Origin of the sequence: Haladaptatus caseinilyticus, from assembly GCF_026248685.1 — an archaeon.
Classification (GTDB): Archaea; Halobacteriota; Halobacteria; order Halobacteriales; family Haladaptataceae; genus Haladaptatus; species Haladaptatus caseinilyticus.
In genome coordinates this window covers 478,878-503,315 of record NZ_CP111040.1, presented here as the reverse complement: position 1 = coordinate 503,315, position 24,438 = coordinate 478,878, and the positions used below count along the sequence as shown (strand labels likewise).

At 48.2% G+C, this 24,438-nt stretch carries 21 protein-coding genes, 1 tRNA gene and 2 pseudogenes; 15 read left to right on the top strand and 9 right to left on the bottom strand.

What is annotated here, in order from left to right:
- Window positions 1-883 precede the first annotated feature (883 nt).
- Both OOF89_RS19500 and OOF89_RS19495 read left to right on the top strand, forming a co-directional pair.
- Window positions 884-2,212 (top strand): hypothetical protein, encoded by a 1,329-nt coding sequence (locus OOF89_RS19500; RefSeq protein WP_266081200.1) that lies wholly within the window; start codon window positions 884-886, stop codon window positions 2,210-2,212.
- Window positions 2,213-3,145: 933 nt separating this feature from the next.
- Complete coding sequence (locus tag OOF89_RS19495) at window positions 3,146-4,579, top strand: S8 family peptidase (protein ID WP_266081198.1); 1,434 nt, start codon at window positions 3,146-3,148, stop codon at window positions 4,577-4,579.
- Between the two features lie 209 nt (window positions 4,580-4,788).
- On the opposite strand, the gene OOF89_RS19490 is transcribed toward OOF89_RS19495, so the two are convergent.
- Window positions 4,789-5,187, bottom strand: a complete 399-nt coding sequence (locus OOF89_RS19490) for a TRAM domain-containing protein (protein ID WP_266081196.1) — start codon at window positions 5,185-5,187, stop codon at window positions 4,789-4,791.
- A gap of 380 nt (window positions 5,188-5,567) precedes the next feature.
- On the opposite strand from OOF89_RS19490, the gene lrp reads away from it, so the two are divergent.
- The 3 genes from lrp (at window position 5,568) to OOF89_RS19480 (ending at window position 7,322) form a co-directional block, all read left to right on the top strand.
- The gene (gene lrp / locus OOF89_RS19485) at window positions 5,568-6,026 is read left to right on the top strand and encodes an HTH-type transcriptional regulator Lrp (protein WP_266081194.1); all 459 of its coding nucleotides are present in this window, start codon (window positions 5,568-5,570) and stop codon (window positions 6,024-6,026) included.
- A 140-nt stretch (window positions 6,027-6,166) separates the two neighbouring features.
- A complete protein-coding gene (locus tag OOF89_RS24655; protein WP_407661659.1) occupies window positions 6,167-6,415 on the top strand; it encodes an adenylyltransferase/cytidyltransferase family protein in 249 nt (82 codons plus the stop codon).
- A 295-nt stretch (window positions 6,416-6,710) separates the two neighbouring features.
- Window positions 6,711-7,322 carry a response regulator receiver protein gene (locus tag OOF89_RS19480; RefSeq protein WP_266081193.1) on the top strand — a complete coding sequence of 204 codons (612 nt, stop codon included), beginning with the start codon at window positions 6,711-6,713 and terminating at the stop codon, window positions 7,320-7,322.
- A gap of 13 nt (window positions 7,323-7,335) precedes the next feature.
- Here OOF89_RS19480 and OOF89_RS19475 read toward each other — a convergent pair.
- The 3 genes and pseudogenes from OOF89_RS19475 to OOF89_RS19465 form a co-directional block, all read right to left on the bottom strand.
- Window positions 7,336-7,830, bottom strand: a pseudogene (locus tag OOF89_RS19475) (RNA-guided endonuclease InsQ/TnpB family protein); the annotation flags it as partial.
- 119 nt (window positions 7,831-7,949) lie between these two features.
- The gene (locus OOF89_RS19470) at window positions 7,950-8,165 is read right to left on the bottom strand and encodes a hypothetical protein (RefSeq protein ID WP_266081192.1); all 216 of its coding nucleotides are present in this window, start codon (window positions 8,163-8,165) and stop codon (window positions 7,950-7,952) included.
- A gap of 793 nt (window positions 8,166-8,958) precedes the next feature.
- Window positions 8,959-9,081 (bottom strand): annotated as a pseudogene (locus tag OOF89_RS19465) (HepT-like ribonuclease domain-containing protein); the annotation flags it as partial.
- Window positions 9,082-9,223: 142 nt separating this feature from the next.
- Here OOF89_RS19465 and OOF89_RS19460 point away from each other — a divergent pair.
- The 3 genes from OOF89_RS19460 to OOF89_RS19450 all read left to right on the top strand — a co-directional run bounded on the left by OOF89_RS19460 (window position 9,224) and on the right by OOF89_RS19450 (window position 10,630).
- Window positions 9,224-9,308 (top strand) — tRNA-Leu (locus tag OOF89_RS19460).
- A gap of 109 nt (window positions 9,309-9,417) precedes the next feature.
- Complete coding sequence (locus OOF89_RS19455; protein WP_266081190.1) at window positions 9,418-9,696, top strand: MarR family transcriptional regulator; 279 nt, start codon at window positions 9,418-9,420, stop codon at window positions 9,694-9,696.
- Window positions 9,697-10,252: 556 nt separating this feature from the next.
- Complete coding sequence (locus tag OOF89_RS19450; RefSeq protein ID WP_266081188.1) at window positions 10,253-10,630, top strand: hypothetical protein; 378 nt, start codon at window positions 10,253-10,255, stop codon at window positions 10,628-10,630.
- Window positions 10,631-10,770: 140 nt separating this feature from the next.
- On the opposite strand, the gene OOF89_RS19445 is transcribed toward OOF89_RS19450, so the two are convergent.
- Together OOF89_RS19445 and OOF89_RS19440 are read right to left on the bottom strand one after the other, a co-directional pair.
- Entirely contained in the window at window positions 10,771-12,813 is a 2,043-nt protein-coding gene (locus OOF89_RS19445) for a S8 family serine peptidase (RefSeq protein WP_266081186.1), read from the bottom strand.
- A gap of 128 nt (window positions 12,814-12,941) precedes the next feature.
- The gene (locus tag OOF89_RS19440; RefSeq protein ID WP_266081184.1) at window positions 12,942-14,360 is read right to left on the bottom strand and encodes an amidohydrolase; all 1,419 of its coding nucleotides are present in this window, start codon (window positions 14,358-14,360) and stop codon (window positions 12,942-12,944) included.
- Between the two features lie 266 nt (window positions 14,361-14,626).
- On the opposite strand from OOF89_RS19440, the gene OOF89_RS19435 reads away from it, so the two are divergent.
- A complete protein-coding gene (locus tag OOF89_RS19435; protein WP_266081182.1) occupies window positions 14,627-15,121 on the top strand; it encodes a helix-turn-helix domain-containing protein in 495 nt (164 codons plus the stop codon).
- Window positions 15,122-16,669: 1,548 nt separating this feature from the next.
- Window positions 16,670-16,993: a hypothetical protein gene (locus OOF89_RS19430; protein WP_266081180.1), complete on the top strand. Its 324-nt coding sequence runs from the start codon at window positions 16,670-16,672 to the stop codon at window positions 16,991-16,993.
- 167 nt (window positions 16,994-17,160) lie between these two features.
- Here OOF89_RS19430 and OOF89_RS19425 read toward each other — a convergent pair whose 3' ends face one another.
- Window positions 17,161-17,376, bottom strand: coding sequence for a hypothetical protein (locus tag OOF89_RS19425; protein ID WP_266081178.1), 216 nt, complete (start codon window positions 17,374-17,376; stop codon window positions 17,161-17,163).
- A gap of 242 nt (window positions 17,377-17,618) precedes the next feature.
- On the opposite strand from OOF89_RS19425, the gene OOF89_RS19420 reads away from it, so the two are divergent.
- Window positions 17,619-17,741, top strand: a complete 123-nt coding sequence (locus tag OOF89_RS19420; protein WP_266081176.1) for a hypothetical protein — start codon at window positions 17,619-17,621, stop codon at window positions 17,739-17,741.
- A gap of 152 nt (window positions 17,742-17,893) precedes the next feature.
- Here OOF89_RS19420 and OOF89_RS19415 read toward each other — a convergent pair whose 3' ends face one another.
- Window positions 17,894-18,223, bottom strand: a complete 330-nt coding sequence (locus OOF89_RS19415; RefSeq protein WP_266081175.1) for a HalOD1 output domain-containing protein — start codon at window positions 18,221-18,223, stop codon at window positions 17,894-17,896.
- Between the two features lie 556 nt (window positions 18,224-18,779).
- Here OOF89_RS19415 and OOF89_RS19410 point away from each other — a divergent pair.
- The gene (locus tag OOF89_RS19410) at window positions 18,780-19,727 is read left to right on the top strand and encodes an acetamidase/formamidase family protein (protein WP_266081173.1); all 948 of its coding nucleotides are present in this window, start codon (window positions 18,780-18,782) and stop codon (window positions 19,725-19,727) included.
- A 661-nt stretch (window positions 19,728-20,388) separates the two neighbouring features.
- Here OOF89_RS19410 and OOF89_RS19405 read toward each other — a convergent pair.
- Window positions 20,389-21,507 (bottom strand): mechanosensitive ion channel family protein, encoded by a 1,119-nt coding sequence (locus tag OOF89_RS19405; protein ID WP_266081171.1) that lies wholly within the window; start codon window positions 21,505-21,507, stop codon window positions 20,389-20,391.
- Window positions 21,508-22,010: 503 nt separating this feature from the next.
- Between OOF89_RS19405 and OOF89_RS19400 the strand changes: the two genes are divergently transcribed.
- From OOF89_RS19400 to OOF89_RS19390, 3 genes are all read left to right on the top strand, one after another.
- A complete protein-coding gene (locus tag OOF89_RS19400; RefSeq protein WP_266081169.1) occupies window positions 22,011-22,250 on the top strand; it encodes a hypothetical protein in 240 nt (79 codons plus the stop codon).
- A gap of 655 nt (window positions 22,251-22,905) precedes the next feature.
- The gene (locus OOF89_RS19395; RefSeq protein WP_266081168.1) at window positions 22,906-23,199 is read left to right on the top strand and encodes a HalOD1 output domain-containing protein; all 294 of its coding nucleotides are present in this window, start codon (window positions 22,906-22,908) and stop codon (window positions 23,197-23,199) included.
- Between the two features lie 296 nt (window positions 23,200-23,495).
- The gene (locus OOF89_RS19390) at window positions 23,496-24,152 is read left to right on the top strand and encodes a dihydrofolate reductase family protein (RefSeq protein ID WP_266081167.1); all 657 of its coding nucleotides are present in this window, start codon (window positions 23,496-23,498) and stop codon (window positions 24,150-24,152) included.
- Window positions 24,153-24,438 lie beyond the last annotated feature (286 nt).

Sequence of the window (24,438 nt, the reverse complement as noted above, 5' to 3'; positions counted from 1 at the left end):
TAACTGGATATATTCATATAATGGTCGTACACTTATAAACTAGCTCTTTAAATTCCTCCATGGTATTGTATATTATGTACACAACCATTAGGATCTATAAACAGTCAGTTTTTATGTATGATTGTCTAATGTACACTAGGTCATAATTTTCAAATACTCTGGCTAACTTCTCCCCACTACCTTGGGCAAAAGGTAGATGGTGACCAATTTAGTTACCCATACCGTCAATTTTTGAATTGGAAGTTTTCCGGAGTCAGGTTCGAATGCAGTATCTCCACTTTGAATTGGACGAAGATTCCCAGACTCAGTCCGTGACCAGTGAACTTTCCTTTGGAGACATGGCTGGGACCTGATTTAGTTATCGGTGAGTCAAGGTCATACCGATAGGGAGCGGTTCGCGCGATTTTGCCAACAACCTGTGTTGCAACCATGGAGGCGACAAGGAGGACAACCCCGAGACTATCAATAATATAGGCCATCATTCCACTTGCGAGGAAATACACCCATCCTGTTCCCTTAATTCCGCGAACGGCGACTGGAAAGTGTTGATGAGTTTGTAGTGACGCGGAACGTCGATCATTTTGTACGCCTGGGGGCGTAGAGGTTCTGACTTGCTAATTATGAGACTTGTCTGGACTGATGGTATTCGAAATTTGTCCTCGAAACTCACGTGATCACTGGCATTAGCTTTATATTAATATCTAAAGTACACACACAATAGAAGTATCAATGGTACAATTATGATCGAACGACAAAACTCATCGCGTCTCCAATTGGGACCAGATATCATACGGCGATTGTATATTTACCGCGTAGCTCACAGCTTTGATAACTCAAATGAGGCGATCGCCGGTTTGTTAGATCGTATTGAGGCGTGTGACGCATGAAGTCTGGGCACTTCGAAAGCCAAACCTTGCCCGCACGCTACCTGTGGGATAGCCAAATCACCACAAAACTCACCGCCGCAACAGCCCTCCTTATGGTCACGGCTATCCTCGGACCACTTCTCACCATCGTCACAATTAGCGGAATCTCCGTCTCCGTATTCCGGCTCTATGCCCCGATTTACGGCCTTTTACTCGCTCGTTATCTCTATACTCATAACCGAGTACAACCTCTCATCATGACCATTCCAATTCCAGTGTGGTTGTTGATCGGATTAGGCGGGTATGCAACACTTAGTCTCGTCTTTGTATCTGGACTTTCACGCGCGCTATTCGAACTCATCACCCTTCTCACGGCACTGTTCGTCGGAACAATGCTTTGTCTCACTGCAGATTCGCAAGCTGCTGTCAAGCGATATCTCGTCGTCATATTCGCACTTGTGGCGAGCGCCCAACTCATCGCCTTTTGGGAAATCTTTACTGATTCACACCTACACACAAGTCGGCTCTTTGTTAAGGAGGTTCTGCCCCGCCATGCTCGCCTCGGGTCTGATGCAGCCTCTGCGTGGTTTAATAACCAAAACAACCTCTCATATTTCTTGGCGTTTGCAGTTGGGCCACTCACTGCATATGGCATTGTTCCCGATCGGAATTATCCCACAATCGCTCGGGCCGGATGTATCGGTCTTGTCTTCCTTTCGGTGGTCGTTGCCTGGGCAAACCGCTCTCGGCTGGCGCTCGTCTCGATGCTACTCACCGTATGTCTCGTGGTCTGTCTGGTCGTGCTTCGCCGAACCATCGACCGAGTCGAATGGTCGCAACGTCTAAAACGAAACGTCGTTGTCGGGAGTGTTTTCGCCGGATTTGCAATCATTCTCCTATTGGTCGTCCTGCCGAATCCTTTTTCAGAGTCAACCCTTTCGCTCTGGAAACGCTGGCAGCTCGCTCGTGCTGGTGCCAGTCTCTTTGTGGATTCGTATGGTGTGGGCGTCGGAGTCGGAAATACGCAAGCCGCAGTCGCAAGCGGTGAGATTGCCACCCGACAAACCGGTGAGTTGCATAACTGGCTTCTGTATTTCGCCAGTGCATTCGGCATTGTCGGCGTTGTGACGTTTCTCACGACGCTTGCCATTACGTGCTATGAGTTAGGGATTCGCGCACTCAACTCTGGAAGCGCACTCTTCATCGGGATGTTTGCTATGCTGCTTGTCTTTCCCCTGAATGCCCTTGCACCTTCGAATGCTGTGTTAACGCATTCCTTCTGGGTGTTTCTGTTTCTTGCGATTGCCGTCTCTCGATTACCCTCTGCAGAGGGGGACTGGGAATGACTGTACTCTCCCAACGACACTGGTTTACAATTGCACTTGTTGCGATGTGGATCGTGCCTGTCTCCCAGGATGTCCTCGTACGAGGGCGGAGTCCTGGTACTGTACTTCTCCCGGTTATAATCGGCCTACCGGTAACACTTCTGCTCTGGATTATCCTGGGCCGCATTTTCGACTATCTGACTCTATCGACTGACATCCCCCTGACTCTTTCCCAACTTGATAATTACGAATGGTCCATACCAAGTGAATCCCAGTGATGTCGCGGTAGCTGTATTTTGAAATACGCACTCACATATCTCGGATATCTCCTCTGACTCGAGGCGAAGATTCTAAGTGAGATTCTGCAGCTCTGCCTCGCTCACCTTTGCTTCCTTGGTGCGATACGCTTGCGCTATTCTGCGATATCGATATAGCGGTCGGACGCAGTAAAGTCGCTTTTCACTCTATGCCGGATCTCGTTCGAGTGGTTACCGCCGGAAAATCCGACTCATGCATCGCTGTGGAAATATCGTTGTCAGTCGCTTCCGCTGCGTACTGTCCCCTAGTATCGCACTGCCACTAGTTTTCTTTTCTGTGCGGTGCTATTGCACCGGATAACCCCGGCACAGCGGTTTCCCCACCCTCAAACTCGAATCCAGCGTAGCCTCCCTCCCGGAGATCCATTCTCACACGTTCCCAGTCAATAATTACACAATCAAACGAGATTGCTGATTAGCCCTTGCCCTCTAACGGACAATTCTAACTGTTTCTGTCATGAAGCTGTTCGGCTTTCGTCTTTTGTTGCTCCTCCACGTTACGTCTTGAGAAACGTTGCTGAACAGCTAATCTTGACCTCAAATAAGGCGCGTAAGAACCAAATCACACTTATTAACAATCAAATTTATTAGATAAATAGAAATATTTAATAATAAGAAATTCATAAATGAATATGTCATGCCACAACATAACCGGCGGACATTTCTCCAATTAACTGGTACAACACTTGGAGCGGCGACATTCGGCGTCAGTACTGCGACATCAACCACCTCAGACTCGCGATTCTTTATCAACCTCCGTGATGTCGATCGCTCAGAAATCCCCGACGACATCGAGATCATCCATGACCTCTCGCAGGCGGATGTACTTGTTGCACGCGGCGACCAAGAGCGCGTGAATGGCACAACGGTCGCCGATCGTGTTATCAACCGAGGGGATGACCGCATCGGTGCTGTCCGATCGCGGGACGGACCAGCGATCAGCGGCAAGGGTTCGAACCACAATCACGACGGCTCAGCCTCAAACAGCGAGTATCAGTGGGACAAACGTGTACAGAACATCAACAACGACTTGACGGACAAACCCGGCAACGGCAAGACTATCCACGACGTGACGACTGGTGCAGGTACCCGAGTCGCCGTCGTCGATACCGGCGTCTATGACGGTCACCCTGATCTCGCGGACGTCGTCAATGATGAGCTCTCTGAGAACGTCTCAGAAGATGAGTACGATTGGCGCCCCAACGGCGCGGGCAGCCATGGAACACATGTGGCTGGCATCATCGCCGCAACCAATAGCAACGACGGTCCCGGCGGCGGTGTTCTCGGGACAGCTCCCAACACTGAAATTGTTTCCTACCGGATGTTCTCTGGCGAGGAAGGGAAACAAGGTGACGGCTACGCCGGGTGGGTGAAAGCCGCCGAAGCGGGCTGTGATGCTATCAACTACAGCGTCGGCTTCCCCGCGCCATATGTATACGTCGACCAGTATCCATTCTTGACGGAAGAACTCCGCATCGCAGAACAAGTCGCGGAGTACGTCCGCTCACAAGGAACGGTCATCGTAAACTCCGCAGGTAATGACTCGCTCGACATGAGTCCCGAAAACACCCTCAGCATCCCAACAGAGGCTGAGGGCGTCTTCGGCGTCGCTGCAACCGGCCCTATCGGTGTTGGCTGGGGGAACAAGCACAGTGACAATGAAGAAAAGTGGCTCACAGGCAATCGACTGGAAGAGCCAACGACCGAGCCAGCCTTCTACACTAACTACGGCGGTGCAGTCGATGTCAGCGCTGCCGGCGGTAATGCCGACCTCGAGGCACTCGATAACGAAGTTCCCGGTTCGGAAAATGACCTTGTCTACTCCACCATTTACGAGACCGACGAGAGCGGTAATACCGTCCCTGGCTACGGCTGGAAGGCAGGTACTTCGATGGCCGCTCCCCAAATCGCAGGTGCGGTTGCACTTGTTCGCTCGCTTCGGCCCAACGCTAGTGTCGAAGAGGTCGAATCACTCATTCAGGAAACTGCGAATAGCGCGCCCGGTGGGGAGACCTACCACGGTGCTGGCCACCTCAACCTGAAGCGCCTCGTCAAACGCGCCGGAGAGTAGCGGACATGGTCTTCCCGCTATTTACCTGAACAAATTAACAACCCACACTCTTTGGATTATTATTATAAATTTGTAGGTAAGAAAAGCCATACATCAGCCGTGGATTTACAAACAGCATCCAGTATCGGTATATCTGTGTTGAATTTCTTGAGATGATCACTGCAGCCGAGTTCAACGACTTAGATTCCCGTGAGTAAGTCGTCCAGTGACTATTCTTCATCTATCTCGCGGTCGACAACCTCGGCAAACGCAAATCTGGAAGTCACAGACGTAATTTCAACCGTTACTTGCTCTTGGGGATCTGTATCGGGGACGATCACAATGTAGCCACGTTCAACACTGGCGATTCCATCGCCTTGGTTCCCAATATCGTCGATTTCAACATTCCGTCGATCTCCCTCCTCGACGGGTGGTTCAAGCCACTCGTCAGATCCGTCTGAGCTATCTGTACGTGTCTCTCGAGAGCCAATTAGTGCGACTCGATACGAGCCATTTTCGTGAATATCTCCGTCTGTCACCTCTTGCTTAGGGACAGTTATTGTATAGGATCCTTGCTGTTCTTCGATGGATTCGCTGAACAAGCAGAGTAACGTATCGGGAATTTCCATGCTTTATGCCATATAATGCAACGACATAAGCATTATATCAATTCACAAGGATTAGGTGATGGATACTGATGCCATGGCCAGTCGTACGATTGTCGTTCCCTATGCGGACGCACTGTAGTAAGGTAGTCAGGATGAATTGTAGTGCATCGTGAGTCGTTAGATCTGTATTGCCGACGACATTGTCATTGTATATCCACGCGACACGGGACTTGTTGATTTGTGCAAGTTAATTTCTAAATGGATCGTATGAGTACTAAACCCATCGACAAACACAGGGAGACTGTTCGGTGTGTAGTAGGACAATTGATGGGATGTATTTTAACCGGCAGTATTTGGACACTGGCTAAGAAATAATGTCCTGGAAAGACATCATATGCGTAATGACCTACGAAAATTTAGATACAGAATTAATCAATGTCTTGTTGAACGACGGTCGAGCTAGCCTCCGTAGCATTGCCAAAGAATTGGATGTTTCGGTGACTACTGTCTCAAATCATCTCGAAAATTTGCAAAACGCAGGTATCATTGTCGGTTACACTTCTCGGATTGATTATGATTCGTTAGGCTATGATGTAACTGCTGTCATCCAACTCAAAGTAGAAGGAACGGCATTGCCGGACGTCACTGCACGACTCCAAGAACAACCACAAATGATCAGCGTGTACGAAGTCACTGGCGACCATGACATTATCGCGGTCGGAAAGTACACAGATACCGATGACATGAATCAACAGATCAAAACGCTGCTTAGTGATGCAGACATTAATGAAAGCAATACTAGCGTGGTCCTGAATGCCGCTAGTGAGCACGAACAGTTCGAAATTGAAGCGGAGAACTAAGATAAACAATTGGTTGAATAACCTCTCTTCACGTGGCTGAGTGTTCCTATATTATTCTTCTAGTTGTGAATCTATCTAAGATGGCTGCTAAGTCAAACAATCGCCCGTAACAGAGTCTATTTATCCCTTGATTCGAACAACTGAATAATGCGGGGACTGCTGATTGGTCGGTCCAACCATTTCATACTGGACATCTCTCTCTTCTCGAGCAAATAGCGGCGGACGTTGATGAGAAGATCATTGGAATTGGCAGTGCGGAGAAATCACACTCTGTTCGAAATCCATTTACTGGTGGTGAGCAGACCCAAATGATCTCAGACGTTGTCTCGTCATTTGAGATTCAGATCTACCTGTTTCCAGTGGTTGACATCAACCGTAGTTCCGTGTGAGTTCAGCACGTAGTGAGCATGTGTCCGCACTTCGGTGTTGTTTACAGCAACAATCCACGCGTGAAACGCCTCTTTGTGATACAGCGGTTCGCTTATTCGACCGCCATGGGGGCTGTTTCGTTTCACGAGAACCGGTTGTTTGACTGTGAAACGTAATATCCTAACTCGGGGGAATCTTCGCGCTTGAGCGCAAGGAGGATATCAATAATGAGGACTAATTTCTACTACGAATACTTCTTTGGAGATCATGTTCGACAGTTTGATATGGATACAGTGACTAGTTTTCTAGCCTGAAATGGCTAAAACAGATTTTACACAGGATAAAACTGAGCAACTCCGCGAGATATTTCTGGATATCGCTGACAATCCTACATTTACCGAGGATCAAAAAGAGGCTCCCGGAACGCTTGGAGACAATTCTGGACCCAATGAGTCACTGCGAACCATCATTCAGGAGATAAAGCAGGAATATGAATTTCGAACTTCACTCGAATTAGAAGAACTAGTAACGCTTGTCCAACTATTCTACGACGAATATACTGATACAGCGATTGCACGTGAACTGGGGAATGCGAGCCGAGACAAAACCGTCACACGTGCACGAATTCATCTTCACTTACTACGCGAGACAGATTTTGATTCCCCTTTTGATCTAGACCAGCTTCGAGATCTCCGTGAGAATGAGAGCTCAACCGAGATGATTGCTGAAACACTCAATGTGAGCGAGAGTACAGTTAGAAGATATCACAGGATCCTCGATTCTGAACAGGCCGCTGCTGCCGTTGATCATCAATATCAACAGCGATTCGAAGCTGCGCTTGCTGACTCGGGACCTAGCCAATCTATCCGCAAGTCACTGGAAAGTGGTCTTGATGATGCACTCGATGCGTCTCCCGGAAAGAAGTGAAAACTACCCCGCCCTACGCGCTCTGCGCGTTGAGGACGGGGCTTCCTGCTTCGAGGACGCGCTTTGCAGGAACGACAGCAGCTCCCGTAGGGAGCGCAGTCTCCACAAGCATTGATTCGGAGCATCCCGCTCTTACATCTGAGTTCTTCAACCCTCGTATAAGGACGTTATACGCCGCGTTCCAGTCCCTATCCGCCGTGAATCCACAGGACGGGCATGAGTGTTCGCGCACCCATAGCGGTTTGTCCGACGACACACCGCACGTCGCACACTCTTTGGTCGTCCCTCGAGGGTTTACTGGAACGTAGTGCGTTCCTTTCCGTTCACACTTGTATTCGAGCATCCGGAGAAAAGTGCCCCACGCGGCGGATGCTCGGTTGCGTGAATTTGAATCGAACTGCATCATTCCCACGATGTTCAAATCTTCGACCGCCACGAAGTCGTACTCGCGGGCATAGTAGTTCGACAACCTTTGAAGGAAGTCCCGACGCTTCCGTCGGTGGTCGGCGCTCGCTGAGAAAGGGGGCTTAGCGCCTGAAGTTAGCTAAATCAAATAAAAATGTGACATGCGGTAAGAATAGTATACTCGAATGCCCATCTCGAAAACCAGACTGTACGGGAGGGAATTTAGTCAGCCGAATTAGTCCGGAGAGGAGTAGCTGATTTTGATTCAGGAGTAACAGGTCCGTTTATAAATAGTGCATGACCGATAAGAAGGATAGACACGGTTGCACCGACTAGTACAGCTGTTGTCAGCGAAAGTCCAGCAACACTGACTACACCGGTGATACCGATCAATGTGAGTGGAATCAAGCCAAGAATAACGTCATAATACCCTGCCATACTCTATATTAGAATAATGGATCCAGATACATAAGAGTTCTGTATAGCTACTATTGAAGTTCTTGGTTATTGTAGTATAAAATATAAAGAACCAACCCATAACTTATGAATTGTAGCTATTCATGTTGCGGTTCAAAACTGAGCAGTTCTCGGAACATGTTTCGTAGTGTCCATCGATTCCGTATGTGGGTTACTACAATCTATATTTGTGTCTCCGAAAGGCATTTTATTTCACCGTCTGATGATCTAACCGCGCTCTCACAACTGGCCAAAGCGACTTGCTGGTACCATCATGCGACGCTGACGCATCTGGCTAAGCGTGAGAGCCCCGCATTGGCTTTCCTTGCCTTTTACCAGTGAGCGTTGGTGGATTCTGAGCTATCGAAAACTCCAATCAGAAACGATCAGATCAGGCTACTGACGACCGGTTCTTCCGGACGTTTTGAGACTCGTCCCGCAAAGAAAATTCTGGAGAGCGACGTACTATCCTCTCCAAACAGACCGTAACTGAACATCAACTTTTGTCTCGGTGATGGGAGGCCGGCTCAACCAATACTCACACCAATTTTTACTGATCTTTTCTATATTGGAATATTTAGGAAAGACCCCAGGTTACCGAATGGTCCTCCGGTAGTCGTGTCTGCTTGTAATGAGCCACAGCAATCAGATTGAGAGGAGATGGGACGAGTATCGATACACGTTCCGACCGACAGATAAGGAGGTATTTGGTTGGTTGTGTGCTATTGTGTTGCGGGGTCCACTACGCCAGTTCCTGTTGAAACCGCTCGAACCACTAGGGGTCATTAGTAAGGACAGCAAAGACGATTTCGTGGTTGACATCAGTGTAGTGATGAGCGAGGATATTCCGAAACCATACGGCCTCCTCCATCTTCGACTGTGTTTCAATTGTGATAACCTCTGCCTCACTAGTGCTTGGATTTTTTCGCTATTCCACCTAGACGAGATTCGGTTGATATTGTTCTCGGCACAAAACCATCTCTTAGCGCTCTCCTACAAGTAGAAAACCACTTATTCTGAACGAAGTAATCGACAGGCGTGCGAGGGTTGCCAAGTTAGGCCAACGGCGGTGGGCTTAAGACCCGCTCGCGTAGGCGTCCATGGGTTCGAATCCCATCCCTCGCATTCGGATTCACACTCAACCGGAACGATATCCGTGGCGTGCCCTTTCAACTTGACAGATGTCTTTGCCATATCAACGGTGTTTTGAGTTACTAGTTACATTTGGTGATCAATGCAACAACGCGCCCCAGCTCCAGAGAGCACAGACGAACGAAATACAAAGCCACCAACTGACTTGCTTTCCGAGCTTCCACCAAGTGCAAAGCTGGTTGCGAAAGTACTCGAATACAACAGAGATGGGCTCACGCAAGCTGAACTCGCCGATGAAACCTTGCTCCCAGCACGCACAGTTCGCTACGCACTTACTCGACTCGAAGAACACGATCTCGTCGACTCACGTTTCCTATTTACCGACGCACGAAAACGCTGCTATTCTCTTACCTTCGACTAACTACGCACAATTGGCGTAAGAGACGACGGCTCTCTACAATCAACTCGAAACTAAGTTAAAAAGAAGTATAAATAATGACAGTCACTAACTTCGGTATCTAGTGTATCCATTCTGGAATCAACTAGACAACTACCCGTGGGCTCTCTTTCTCACCCTCATAAAATTCCTCAAGCTGTCGATACGCCGAGGCTCGGTTCGCTCTCAAGCGTATTTACCACCCATCGGACCGTCACTACCAGAAATTCAGATTCACGAATTCCCTGAAGAACCTGGCTGAGAGTGTCCATTTAGTTGCGATTATAGTGAGTAAGGACGTAGCGGTTGCTATTGTTGCGCTTACTGAATACTTCGATGATTTCGAACTGCGCGAGTAACGCCAGCAGATTCCCAGCCATTCTATGCTTAGTTGTCATCCATGCCTGAAAATAGTATAATAAATAATGAATATGGGTGTGACTTTGCTTGTTCTCACAATATGTGAGTCCCACTATCCTCTCTTATTTTTCATACTTCAAACATAGAATTTATTAATGGTTGGGTCGTTTTTGTAATTGAGATGTTGAATTGGTACACACGAATAAAACAATTGCTTGCTGTCGTATTTGCAGTTGGGCTTATATACAGTTCAATCGGTACCACAGTTGCAGCAAATGCGATGGTCGATGATTTCTGTGCGGGTACACACAACCTCGGTGTGTTGGTTAATGGTGACGATGGCGATCCAGTCGCCGACAAACAAGTTACAGTCATCAATAAAAAGACTGGCGACAAGGTTTTCACTGGAACAACTGACAACGCTGGTCAGATTGATGTCACTCTTCCACGTGGTCAGTACGAAGTTATTGCTGGCAGCCAGTCTAAGCTAGTCAATCTGAACAAGGACCAGGACATCACCTTCACCCTGCCCACCGACGAGTTGCCTAAAGCGCAGTAAGTCATCGATCATTCTGCCTCTCTTTTCACGAGTCAATGAACGATATCGCACCGTCATATGTTTTTACACATATAGAAACAACTGAAAAAAGTGGTAACCGACCACACCACTGATTGTATGATGTTGTTTCCTGGATTCACTTAGATAAGCCCCTGGCCCTCAAATACGAGATAGCCTACTTCTTCAGTCGTGTGTCCGGATTCTGTATCTCTACTTCGCTCTTCTTCAATTTTGAATTCTACACCTGAATTATTCAGGTTTTGATATCGGACCCCTGCGGCGTCACCACCATCAGACGTTTGAAGATCAGCTAAGATGAGTGGAACCTGATAGTCTTGTTCAAATGAATGCGAGTACCAGTCATCAGTAACTGCATTTGGTGTCCGACCAACTTCGAACGACACACCATTAATCGAACTCACGGTTGGCTCACACGCCAAATAACCCACAGTTTCTGTGGCGTGCTGCCCGCCTGCCTCTTCTTCTTGTAGTCGAAGGTCAAAACCCATATTTGAAACATTTCGTGAACGTGTGACAATTGGATCTGTTTCATTGACTGTTTGAGAATTCGAGAGAATAATTGGAACTTCGGTAAATGACTGGAAAAACGAGTGCCGGTCAAATGCGTGAGTCGCTGGTACAATTCCTACTTCCATCCGGGATCCAGACGGTGTCGTATATGCTCCTTGTGCCAATACTACATAGGAGAACGTTTCTTGTGTGTGAGAACCATCCAAATAGCTCCATTCTTCAATCTGGTAGTTAAAGCTCGTATTTGTTACCTCTCGTAGTCGGATATGACTAGGTTGGGACCCATTCGTCGAAAGAGGGCCTGCTATCGCAACAGGGTCTGCGAAGAAACTATCGAATGTTAACAATTGCCACGAGCTCCGAGCTGGTTGGTTGGTGGTGATTTTCCCTCGTTGACCAATAGCAATCGCAGCTTCAGCGTTGACAAGGCCATATCCCTGTTCGTTTGGAGCCAAATTGATGTCTTCTGCGGTCGCACGGAGCTGCTCTCGTGTGCCACCTGGATTCGTATAGCTTTCTATTGTTAGGGTATCTGTGGTATCATACACTTTCGAATTGGCGTTACTTTGTCCATTTGCCATTAAGAGAGCAGCCGTTGCACTAACATGTGGGGTGGCTGCTGACGTTCCGGTGACAACCGCATACGAGTTAGAAGCCACTGACTGGATATACTCACCTGGTGCGGCAAGTTCCACTTCAGGGCCTGTAGAGGAGATTGATGTAATCGTGTCAGATCGTGTCGTAGCAGAGACCGCGATCACTTCGGGATGCGCTGCTGGATAGCGAACACAACCGTCGCAGCCGCGATTTGCAGCGGCAGCGACGAGTAAAACACCCTTCTTATATGCATATTTACATGCGTCATGAACGATTTGGGATGGCTCGCCAGCGAAACTCATATTTGCAACGTCCCATCCTTGATCAGCAGTATATGCTATTGCTGCGGCAATCGATGCGTAATCACCGATTCCGGCACAATCCAATACTTTGAGTGAATGGAGTGTAACTTCTGGAGCGACCCCAACAACACCTGTCGTATTGTCTAGGGCCCCAGCTATTGCCCCGATAATCGACCCGTGATCGTCATCATCGTCCCATGAATAATGGCACGTGTTTCCATTTAATTCATTTGTTGGACACGAATTACCGGCGTAGAATTGCCCACATGCAACATCAAATGCTTTGCCATCACCGATATTCGCTTGAAGATCGGGATGATCGCTATCGAGTCCAGTATCTAGAATTGCAAGATCAGCTCCATTACCAGAATATCCTTTGTGATTTGCATGATCAGCGTTGATGCGGTCTGCTCCCCACGACAAAGTCTGACCTGCGGTTGTCTCATGATTAACAGCCCTCATAGTGCCGTTGCGTTCAATGTAGCAAACACCGGATCGACGACGTAAGGCATCAATTGCTTGTGGTGAAAACTTACCGACAATAGCTTTCCCCAGCCATTCAAAGTCCAGAACACGTGAGACAGCCGTAGCCCGTCGATTTGTTGCTTTAACTGCTTCAGGTGATGTGGTTCCAACAATATATTGTTGCGATGCCTGGGAAGCCTGTGCTCTCTGCTCAGTGAATCCAATTGTAGAACTTCCAATATAGCTCGCAGTAGCGCCTAAGAGTTGTCGTCGTGTCGGTATGATCATTCTTGAATACAATTATAGGGTCTAAAAATATTAATCTTTGTATTTGAAAAAATTCCTAGAAACCGATCTAATGCTCTGGTTTACCGCTCCAGGAAAGCAGCACCGTCATACTGATGGATTCACCTCTCTTACTGTGTAGTGATATCGAACGGGGGTTCAGCTTCCGGTGGCAGTGGCGTTTCGTAACTCTGTTCACCTGTTGTGTTATCGAACTCCTTATTCGCTCGCTCTACGATATCTGGTTTCTTAAGCAGCGTGTAAGCCGTTCCACCCAGAACTTTCGCAGCATAGACGGCTCCTTTCTTTCCGAAATCACCGTTGGCTGCAGTTGCCTGCCATGTGTGAGCTGGCGTCCCTACCGCCCATGTAGCTGCTCGGAACTGGCCGGTCGGAGTAATCCAACTCACGTCGCCTACCTCAGTCGAACCTCCACCAACGTCACCTACGGCGTGTGGCGGAACTGGTTCGTCATAAAGACTTGCCCCTTTGATCTCATCGCTATATTCCTCGGGGACGTCTTTGAGACTTGAGTCAATTTGCTCGTTGGAAATTGTCTCTTTGAGATCGCCTGCGAACGCCCGGTCGGCATTTGAATAGCCGATCTCTCCGAGCTCTTGCATAGTTTCCCAGATGATCTCTGTCACTGTGTGGTTTGGAAGATAGTCCCAGCATCCTGTAATGTATCGGTGATTTACTTCCGTCTGGGTCATTGCCGCTGCACCGCCGGCGATATCGGATAACCAGTCACTAATGCGTTCAACTTCTGCACGTGTGGGAGCGCGAACATAGTACCAGACAGTTGCCTCTGCAGGAACCACGTTAGGAGCGTCGCCGCCGTTGGTGATAACGTAATGGACGCGAGCCTTTTCTGAGATGTGTTCGCGCATGTATTCTACTCCGGTGTTGAGCAGTTCAACGGCGTCAAGCGCACTTCGTCCGGATTCCGGTGACGCAGCGGCGTGAGCTGAGACGCCTTCGAAAGTGAACTGGATCGAGTCAAGTGCAAGCGATCGGTCAAGCGTAGGTGTACTAAGACTCCCTGGGTGCCAGGTTATCGCAGCATCGAGATGATCGAATGCATTATCGCGAGCCATGAAGACTTTGCCAACAAGCGTTTCCTCTGCTGGACAGCCGTAGAACTCAATGGTTCCATCAATCTCACCGCGTTCGATAGCACGCTTTACTCCGATTGCCCCGCCAACACCTGCAACTCCGAAGAGATTATGACCACAACCATGCCCCGGTGCACCCTGCTCGACGGGGTCATGCTCCGGCTTTACTTTTTGGGAAAGGTCTGGTAGTGCATCGTATTCACCAAGAATCCCGACCGTCGGATCACCACTACCGTAGGAGGCTACAAATGCTGTCGGCATCCCACCCAGTCCGACTTCAATTTCAAACCCTTCCTCTTCCAATCGGTCTATAAGTACCTGCATGGATTTCTCTTCGTGGAGACCTAATTCTGGCGTTTCCCAAATTCGTTGGGCCATCGACATCAAACGTCCTTGGTCACTCTCAATGTCTTCGAATACATTCGCCTTCGTCATGACTTTCCGCTCGCAGGCCGTGACTATCAACGTTTGGCCCCTTCCCAATGTTCACCAGTGTACTACCATATAATGTGTTCCGTAGACTACGTGAACTTCGGGGCCGGAGTTTTGAATTCGATAACCGTAACAGTCGTAATACTTCTAAAGAAGATGGGAAAAATATCCATTGACTTTTCCGCACTGCTATCGACACTGTTGACAGTCCGCTCAGAAAACAAGAAACGCCCAGATAGCTTATCCGACATAGCCGTTTAGAGTAGCCTATGGACGAACAGAACGCCCCCGATCAGACCGATCATCAAGAAACACTTGACCGAACACACAACGCTGTGCTTGATGCAGACAGTCCTGCGGTAACGACCGAAGAAATCGCTGACCACACTAACGAAAGTATAGAAGCTACTCGTATGACTCTCACCGAACTCCACGATCAGGGCCGTATCGAGCGACTGGTGATTCACAACTCGGGAATTATCTGGTGGGCCCCACGACCACTAGACGAGGTGTTAAAGTCGGTTGATACGGACACGATCCTCAAACGATTGAGCGATGAACTGGAGACTGCAATCTCGCTGGGTAATGGTACTGTCTACGAAAACGGCGATAAGCATCCGCCAGAAGACTTAGACAACGAAACAGAGAACGCGGCACCGTCAACAGAAAAGAATCCGGCCGGATTGGTCCCAAGTAGTGAAGAATCCGGCGAGAAGCGGCAAGAGTTGAAAGATGGTGCTGATCTTGACGATGTTTCGGAATAGCGTCCGTGACTGTTTACTTCTGGGATCTGCTGATCGACGCGTTGATCCCAGCCACTACCCTAGCGGTGCGTTACGCCCCCTAGACTGATGGCTAAACATCTCGCGCGCCAGTATCCGCTGTTCTAGTAGCAGTGATCTGGTGTCAGATGTTGTTTCAATCAGAAATTTGCTGTCTCTTTCGTTGAATTTGTGGTTGGTTATTGGGTGTTCTGTTCAGCAGTATGTCGACCAGATACTGTATCATTCATCATCACTTGGTATACATTAGTTAGTATACTATACTAATCCTGATTTCAGTGGACAATGCTTGGGTTACATTGATAAATGATTGATCCGATTGCTAGCTGCTATCGGTCAGAGAATTGAGATCGACCCAGCTTCTTGTTGTACGAGCAGTCTCCAACAAGTCAATAATGGTCTATGTTGCACCCAATCCAAATAGTGTTAGCCAACCCAATCAATATCATTATCGTGTACTGGTGCTTACAGCAATTGGTCAAGAGTAGACGATGGAATGGGCTTACATCCACCTCACGAAAGTGGAACGCAACGACCCGGCTTTGACGTACTGGTTGCCGATCCCGATAGGACCTTCACGTAGCTCACTCACAGACTCGTTCGTGACGGATTCGAATATGGTTGATAACATCGCGATGCATGTTGGTTGCTGAATTGAGTAGTGCCGTTGCCCGTTCCTGTGTTAGTAGTCCATCCATCTGTCGGATCGGCGATGGACTCTTTTCCACGGGTTGAGGCGATCGGTGATATTGACCGACGCGTTGATGTCGGCTTGGTACTCTGAAACCCATCATTCGCTGTTCGTACACAACAACCCCGCCTGCGACGGCTGAGAACCAACATGGCCGCAGTTGATAACGACACTGACGATCGATTCGTTGCGCACATGCTCATCGCCCCACAGATCGAATACAACTGGAGCTGGAGTGACTCACTCGGTGTCGAACTTGTGACGAGGTGGTCATCCACGATATTCAACTTGCTGATGACCAAAATACCATTGCACCTGTCGTCAGTATGGAAAAGAGATCACCACAAAGTGAATCAGCGTCGATTCTGACCACTATTCTTTCCAGATATTAGCCCTCAAAATACCTGAATTGGAGGAACTCAGGAGAGTTACAACTTGTCCAAAGAGATTCGCCGGGGGAATATGGCTGATGTCTAATTCGACATGAATAATATCGTCTTATCCGAGTTATGTTCATATTTCCCTGAAGAAGATAGCATAACGAGTGTGGGAATTTTCTCAATCACATGTTAACCAACGATTCAGTCGTTCGAAGAAGGAGAGTAATGTCGGTAATTGCAACAATCGATCGTTGTGACAATCTCAATTGAGATCGACGCTGTACAACAGTTATCTACAAAACTCTCGTTTGACAGAGATTGAATCGTTCGTAAAGCGGCCAAACAGATTCAACGGTTTCCCCCGTTCAAATACATGTTAGTTGAGAGCCTCGATGGGTGGGATCGACGCCACGAGCGACGTGGCGTTCGATTGCGTATCTCCCACCCGGAGATACAACCATGAAGAAAACGCTTACACTCCTGATGGCGATGGCTGTCGTGGCGAGTTTGTTCGCTGGAACGGCAGTCGCCGATAATGAACAGGAGATCGACCAGGAAGCAAACGCTGAAGTCAACCAGTATCAAGACGTCTACCAGAGTAACAGCAACTACCAGGGTGCTGCATACGCTGACGCCTTCTACGGTGACGCGACTGCGGTCCAGTACAACGAGCAAGAGAACAACAACGAGCAGATTGGTGTCGCATCCGCTGAGAACAACGCCGAGCAGAACCAGTGGGTTGACAAGAAAAAAGACCGCAAGAAGCCTCGAAACGATTACTAAAGCACGAATCGAAAAGCAGTCGACGCAGTTTTTATTTTATACGATCAATTCATAGCTTAGCCAGTCATAGAAGAGTGTGACTACTATCGTCCGAAGACGGTACGCTGGGAATCGTTTGTTCCGGTCATTTCTCAGGAAATTCGTCGACGTAGATCTACCCTGGAGACTCAGATCATTCTGAGTACGCCAACGACCGCTTGCATTGATTTCCCGTCAGCAATTGACCACAAGACGACTGTCGTGAGGACAAGCACGACGAGTGTTATTAGCGCAAGCGTCGTGACGAACGTCGCCGGGCCGATGCCACTCTCCGCAAGTATGAATGCGTTCTGAGGGTTGCCGAGCGGCGTTGCCAGGCTCCCAATATTCGCACCTATTTTCAAATGTACTGCTGGACTCGTCGACGGCGAGCTGGCGGCATGAGAAGATGACAAATAAGAATCGGTGAACAATATTTTTGCTCAGTCACATATGCATCAAAAAACCAAGTGTAAGAAAGGTTCTCTTGGGATCTAATACAGAACGTATTTTAGACGAGATGTGTTCATCCTGTAGCACTCATAACGCTACGAAACATACACACCAGTCGCGCTTTTGTCGCTGTATGTAAATAACATCATCAGTCGTGGCAATTGCAGATGTGCCGCAAGAAGACGAATTACTTGGATTCCAATCGTTCGACATTCCCGTCAGAAAGGCAGAATCAACAGACTGCGACTGTGACGGCCTCGATGGCTTCCTGTACTGACCATGTGTGCAAACGGAATGAAAAACTGCCGGATTGATCTTTTTCATTTATTAACCGTCGATAACCGCTAACGAGGTTCATCGGCTAATGATCAATCTGGTCTCTATAGAAATCGCAACTGGCGAGTATTTATTTTATTTATGATACTAAATTCAGCTGTCCGCTTTTGATTTATGGGGGTAGAGGTTAATCATTCCTCGGCTGTCGACCAGGACGTGATACGCGTCATAGGTGAATTCCACCTGCCCGCTGGTTTCACGCGGTGTTCCATCCTCTCGCGGACTAAATAGCGCATCAAGTGCTTCCGGATCAATAAAATCCGCAAGAAGTGGTAGCTCGACGGGATCTGCATCGTTGAGCTTTGCGACAGCTTTGATGAGTTCCTCGCTGGCGCTATCTGTACTGTGATCAAACGCCGTAGAATGGGTGTCACTGGTGCCTAGGTTTCCATTCTTGTTGAGTTGTGATGTGTCATTACTCATGGTCCGTACGCCAGCATAGTTTGTAGCAAGCTCAATAAACAAAACACCGGTTATGTTCGGTACTCTGTGATACTAAGCTAGCAGTATGCGGTCAAATCCGGCCCTATCAGCAAAATCGGTGAGAGAGTCTACGAGTGACGAACAAAGCAAAGAATGAGACGGTTACGGACATGACTTCCCGTATTAGCTAGGTGTACGAACGGGACGGACGGAGCTGCCGAACTAACCATCGCTTTAGTCTATTTTCTCTATGGTACTTCGACTGATACTCTCGGAGATTATTGACTAGCGAACGTTGACGGAAAATGCGCATGCTTTGACTAACGGTCTTACTCGACCGGGCCCAACAGCACGCAATGAACGCCGCCACCGAGCATTACCCTGTCTTGCCAATCGTAAATATGAATGGAACACGTGACGAAGAGGGGGAAATGAATAGATTAGTCGCATTGTTCTACTCTGAGTGGTGTCTGTGAGACCGATATAAAGTGCACCAATCGGTAGTACAACTCACTGCGATTTTATATTAGCCGAGAACACACCACGACCTACACAAATGACTTCCGACCACAATATTACATCAGTAGATAATCATATTCATACAACCTGGAGCCGTGATCACGAACCAGTTCGAACAGTTGAGTCTAATGATATTGTGACATTTGATTGTCGCGATGCAACGAACAACCGATTGGACGCAACGTCGACTGTTGCTGACGTGTACTCCCTCGCAGACGATTCTACTGGTCACCCATTAACTGGGCCCGTCGCCGTGGCTGATGCCCAGCCAGGAGACGTACTTGCGGTCGAACTTCTCGAATTCCAGCACGAGGGGATCGGCTTTTCATACTTTTACCCCGGTGAGGAGAAATTGGGTTTGCTTCCCGAGGATTTCCCCGACCCCGGTCTGCACGTCTGGGAACTTGATGACGATATCGGTCATTTTGTCAATGGAATCGAAGTCCCACTCGATCCGTTTCCTGGTAATCTTGGCGTTGCACCTGCTGCAGAAGGTAAGCATAGCACGATCCCACCACGTTGTGTTGGTGGAAATCTCGACGTAAAGCATCTCACAGCAGGCTCGACGCTCTACCTACCAGTCGAAGTTAATAAAGCTCTATTTAGTATCGGCGACTGCCACGCTGCCCAAGGCGATGGCGAAGTTTGTGTCACGGGCATCGAAGCGTCGATGACAGTAACCGTACGGCTCCGGCTCATCTCGGATATGAACATCGAACAGCCGCAGTTTGAGACGACTGGACCCTTCTCAGGTGGCGATGAGTGTATGTATGCGACGACTGGTATCAGCGATAGTTTGATGGACGCGACAAAGAAGGCCACACGATATATGATAACTCATCTGTACGAACGCCACGACTTAACACTAACAGAAGCATACCTACTATGTTCCGCAATTGTTGACCTGAAAATCAACGAGGTCGTCGATAAGCCAAATTGGGTCGTTTCGGCCTACGTTCCCCGATCGATTTTTCCGAACCAATAACATCGACAGGTTCCCGCGACGAACGCCTACCTGTTTACCGACCTAGCACTTGACAGCCTTCTCATCATCGACACCCTTAGGGGATGCTGGATGTGCCCGCGGTCGTGACCGGTCTTCACGGTCAGGGCGTCATGCTTTCGCCTGTAACCGGGCGCGTTGTTCGGTCATTGGTTTCTGGGGAGGAACCACTCTTCCCGATGACCCAGTTCCAACCCGATCAATTCGACGACCATCGACCGATTTTGACTATTGAAGCTACTGAGGTACAAGGGAAGACAAACGAGGCCTTAGTACATGACGATCATCGTAGTCAAACAAATAGGAGTGGTAACACTCTATAAGGTACATTGAGACTTGACAAAAGTGATGAAATATCGATGCACGCGGCGTGAGTTCAGTGATAACGGTGTTTGCGGGTATTAGGGGTGGCTTCTCGTCAACGCTCACAATATAGTAGAAACAATTATTACGTTTGATCGAGTATTTTAGGCTTGGGCGAGAACCTATGCCCGTTCCACACTACCCATCCGACGAACCTGAGAAGGTGCCTACCCCCGACATAGATGGCATCATCCAGAATATCCTTCATCCGAAGGATCGATTATCACCACGACCAGTCGAACCTTGACGACGTTCGATTCACCTATTCTTTTTTAGTACCTCAATCATGCTCGGGAATTGTAACTGTTGATTCGCCATCGACTACCCGAAACCCACCAGTTTCCTCGCGGGCAGATACTTCTTGCTGTGGATATGGAATTTTGATTTCCTCACGATCGTAGGCGAGTTTCACTGCTCGAACAACAGCTGTCACTGCACGCCACTTCCGACGACTGCTTGGCTTTTCGATCCAGAACCGTAGTTCGAGAAGAACTGCAGAATCACCCAGCTGTTTCAAGACTACGTCTGGACTGGGTACCATTAGAATATCATCAATATTCTTCATTGCCTCCTTCGCGATATCCATCGCACGGTCAGGATCTGCTTCATAGTCTACTCCAACTTCAACATTGAGTCGAAGTCGTCCTTTCCGCCCAATATTGATGATTGTACTACTACTGACAACGTCGTTTGGGAGCATGATGTATTTTCCTTCGAATGTCTCGATACGGGTCGTGAAAATCGTGATGTCAGTCACGATCCCTTCATGCTCATCGATTTGTACCCAATCGCCAATCTCGAATGGTCTGGAAAACATAAGCTGAAAGCCAGCAAGTAGGGACCCAAGCGTTTCATTCGCTGCTAATCCGATTGCAGCACCAAGCAGTCCAGCACCCACAAATAGCCCTTGAAGGTTTATCTTCCAGACGCTTAATATTGCGAGAAATCCGACGACATATACACCAATAATAGACAATCGCGAAATGACCTTTCCCTGATGGCGTGTGATCTCCTCAGTCTGTTGTAAAAGTCGGTCGACGACTCGATCAACCATTCCAGCGCTCACGTACGCAGCTGCACACACACCGAGTGTTAGTACGAACTGAACTCCAAGTCTTCTGACCGCACCAAGCGCTTCTACACTCTCTACTGCTCGGTTTGTTTGCTCCCAGATGATGACAAAAAGGCTCCCACTAATTCCAAGAAGAATCAGACTCATGATGAGGAGACCAATATTTACTAGGCGGGATGGATAGTCGCGCTTCGCAACTCGTGAGGATTTCCAGAGTACCCATTCACTTAGGATGACCCCGATACCAATAACGAGTGATAGGAAAAACTTTCCCTCAGATCCCGGAAACTGATTGACGATCCACTGGAGAAGTGATGTGAGAATCATCGACACTCCTTTCTCGTGGATTGGTATTGGGAGGTACTCTCAAAGCGGGGGACCTCGGCCTGTTGATATAATTGGTATGCGATGCGTGCCATGCGTCACATTGGAAGACAGTGGCGTCACAAGAGTGTACCGAAATTATATTTCACTCATAGTAAGAATTCTATCAAGTCATCGATGAAATGCTAATCAAACCAATATCACGACTAACTCATGAATGGTTACTCCAACAATCGTGCTCTCGGTGTGAGAAATATAGGGTGATGACTTCTCCCGTGTGTGTTCAGTTTCATTTCTACTCCGATTGACTGAAGGCTTTATTCTTCGGATTCTATGAATTAAATGCAGTTAGCGTACCCGGTAGACGGTATGAATTACTGTGTTTACTCCAAGCCCATCCTTCCACACTGTGTGCTTAATTCCCCTTGTCAGAAGTAATCATATAGGTCTCGAATAGACCTTTTCCGAGAGATTTACTTGTTCAAAATTCGAACGTGGCAGTACGAATGGGTTCTAATGAGAAGTTGCCACTCACACCACTTGCCCAAGAAGCCCTCGATGCGCTTGCAAGAGAGTTTCCAGCTGCGGAGGAGGTGAGTTACGAGCAAGCGTACTCGATTCTTGAAAAAGAGGTGGAGTTGAATCGTCCAGGTGCAACGGATATTGTCGAACGACTCTACAACAAGGGTTATCTCTACGAAGTTAAGGGCAAGCTTCGACTTACTGATTACGAATCTACGCAGTAGTGGCCGTCTTACTACCGAGTACTCACGAATTGGCAGCTATTTTTCAAGAGGGATGTGGCGGGGCAAAGACGGATCAGGAGTGATGGCGCCAGATCCAGTGATGATCAGAGCGGCCTCGCCACATGCTATACATTAGCATACTGTGTTAAATGCTTTGTGGCAAGCAAAAAACCAAATAATCTGGAACTGAAATTCTCTATCTCTGCTGTCAACTGTAATGTGCTTCTCTTCCCGAGTAGCGGTCTGAACTATTGAAAACGCACTATCGAACCACTCTACCAATCATTGACCAATATTTACACTTATGGTGAATTATTGTCACATGTGCCAACTTGTCGAGACTTTTCACCGGATATATTAAAATAAATTTAACGAATTTACAATCTAAAAACGCTCTTGAACTGATTTATTGGGTGTTTCCTCCTCGGAATTGTCTTATCGCTCTCCAGAAGATTGGCCAGCACGCCGTGGTAAAATAATTACAAGTCGAATGTGTCGTACTAAGGTTTCAGTGGATAGTGCTGAGCGGTATGGTCAATAAAACACCATTAGTTACTTAGTAGTGGCCCTAGTTATCCTACTCGTTGAGGACAGTAGCTACAATAACACCCTGCCATATCAGGGCTGCTGTTCTTGTGGGAGAGATCAATTCAAAATGGATGCAACTGACATCAGCAGACAATCACCACGTGATAATCCATCTCGTTCGCTATCCAATCAAATTCTCACCGTAATTGCAGAGGTGGATGACCGCTCAGTCAATGCGATCGAACCATTGTATAAGACGATTGATCCAGATGCCCTTGATGCACTCTTTGCACCGCAAATCGATGGGTCGTCACGGGCGAGTGGTAATGTCTCGTTTAAGTATGCAGGCTACTGGGTGACTGTGTCAAGTGAAGGTGCTGTTGAGATTGATCCCACAAACGGTAGGTGTACAAAGGATTAGGAATGAGCGGCGATACCTCTCATGCGTAGACCGTATGCTGGCATTGAGTATTGTGTCTTCCTTATCGATAAGGGTGCCAATTGGTTCACTGAGTCGTTCATTCTAAGCGGAATTTAAGTGTCCCATGGCACCCCTGATATAATCTGTGCGCAGTTCGTGATCCATCTGTATCACTCGATTTTTTCAAATGAGACGACTCAACAACCGCCGTGCTGAATCGAGAAGATACCTTCAGCGGACATCGATTCGATGGACCAGAACGGTCTTTACCGGATACAGCGTCTTAGAAGCCTACAATGAGCGAGACAAACGCGGACGATACAACTGGAAAACTCGTTGTTGGAACGTTCCTGACGCTCGATGGAGTAATGCAGGCGCCAGGTGGCCCTGATGAGGACCGTGACAGTGGCTTTGAACAGGGTGGCTGGTCGGTGAACTACTGGGATGAGCAGATGGGCGAGGCCATGGACGGTCAGTTTGCCGAGGTCGACGCGCTGCTGCTCGGCAGAAAGACGTACGAGATTTTCGCCGCGCACTGGCCCAATGTCGACAGCGATGACGACCCCGTGGCGACAAAACTGAACAGCATGCCCAAATACGTCGCCTCTCGAACGCTCGATGGAGTAGAGTGGAACAACTCGTCGCTCTTTACAGGAGACGTTGCGGAGGCTGTTGCTGATCTCAAGAGGAATCGAGGTGACACAATTCTGGTGCAGGGAAGTCAGAATTTAATTCAGACACTGCTTGCCCACAATCTCATCGACGAGTTCTGGCTTTGGGTATTCCCCGTGATGGTGGGGGACGGAAAACGATTGTTCGAAGAGGGAACAATCCCTGGAGCCCTTGAACTCACGGCGGCCGAGACATCGAGTACTGGGGTGCAAATGCTTCGATATGAGCGGTCGGGCGAGATTGAGCTTGGCTCGTTCGCATTGGATGATGTAACGGAGTGAGTTTCGGTGCTAACGCGAATCCCTCACTAGTGCAAAATCGGAGCAAGAATAGTACACCCTATGAGTAATGTATTCACCAAAAACCAGTCGCTGCCTTAGCTCGAGCGGCCTTTAGCGAGTTTAATCCTCAAAAGTCAGTCTTGTTGCAATCTTCAAGCGTTAACGATGCAAAACATGAGAGATACGACGTCGAGGTGACCGGCCCACCCCATTTTTCTCCCAGATTTTTTGGTGAATTGGTTTACTCAGTTGTCCGAGCGTATTTCTGCATCGAAGAGATCGTCTG

Coding starts and splice junctions, on each gene's coding strand:
- OOF89_RS19500 (WP_266081200.1), top strand. CDS start 884: ATGAAGTCTGGGCACTTCGAAAGCCAAACCTTGCCCGCACGCTACCTG.
- OOF89_RS19495 (WP_266081198.1), top strand. CDS start 3,146: ATGCCACAACATAACCGGCGGACATTTCTCCAATTAACTGGTACAACA.
- OOF89_RS19490 (WP_266081196.1), bottom strand. CDS start 5,187: ATGGAAATTCCCGATACGTTACTCTGCTTGTTCAGCGAATCCATCGAA.
- lrp (WP_266081194.1), top strand. CDS start 5,568: ATGACCTACGAAAATTTAGATACAGAATTAATCAATGTCTTGTTGAAC.
- OOF89_RS19480 (WP_266081193.1), top strand. CDS start 6,711: ATGGCTAAAACAGATTTTACACAGGATAAAACTGAGCAACTCCGCGAG.
- OOF89_RS19470 (WP_266081192.1), bottom strand. CDS start 8,165: ATGGCAGGGTATTATGACGTTATTCTTGGCTTGATTCCACTCACATTG.
- OOF89_RS19455 (WP_266081190.1), top strand. CDS start 9,418: ATGCAACAACGCGCCCCAGCTCCAGAGAGCACAGACGAACGAAATACA.
- OOF89_RS19450 (WP_266081188.1), top strand. CDS start 10,253: ATGTTGAATTGGTACACACGAATAAAACAATTGCTTGCTGTCGTATTT.
- OOF89_RS19445 (WP_266081186.1), bottom strand. CDS start 12,813: ATGATCATACCGACACGACGACAACTCTTAGGCGCTACTGCGAGCTAT.
- OOF89_RS19440 (WP_266081184.1), bottom strand. CDS start 14,360: ATGACGAAGGCGAATGTATTCGAAGACATTGAGAGTGACCAAGGACGT.
- OOF89_RS19435 (WP_266081182.1), top strand. CDS start 14,627: ATGGACGAACAGAACGCCCCCGATCAGACCGATCATCAAGAAACACTT.
- OOF89_RS19430 (WP_266081180.1), top strand. CDS start 16,670: ATGAAGAAAACGCTTACACTCCTGATGGCGATGGCTGTCGTGGCGAGT.
- OOF89_RS19415 (WP_266081175.1), bottom strand. CDS start 18,223: ATGAGTAATGACACATCACAACTCAACAAGAATGGAAACCTAGGCACC.
- OOF89_RS19410 (WP_266081173.1), top strand. CDS start 18,780: ATGACTTCCGACCACAATATTACATCAGTAGATAATCATATTCATACA.
- OOF89_RS19405 (WP_266081171.1), bottom strand. CDS start 21,507: ATGATTCTCACATCACTTCTCCAGTGGATCGTCAATCAGTTTCCGGGA.
- OOF89_RS19400 (WP_266081169.1), top strand. CDS start 22,011: ATGGGTTCTAATGAGAAGTTGCCACTCACACCACTTGCCCAAGAAGCC.
- OOF89_RS19395 (WP_266081168.1), top strand. CDS start 22,906: ATGGATGCAACTGACATCAGCAGACAATCACCACGTGATAATCCATCT.
- OOF89_RS19390 (WP_266081167.1), top strand. CDS start 23,496: ATGAGCGAGACAAACGCGGACGATACAACTGGAAAACTCGTTGTTGGA.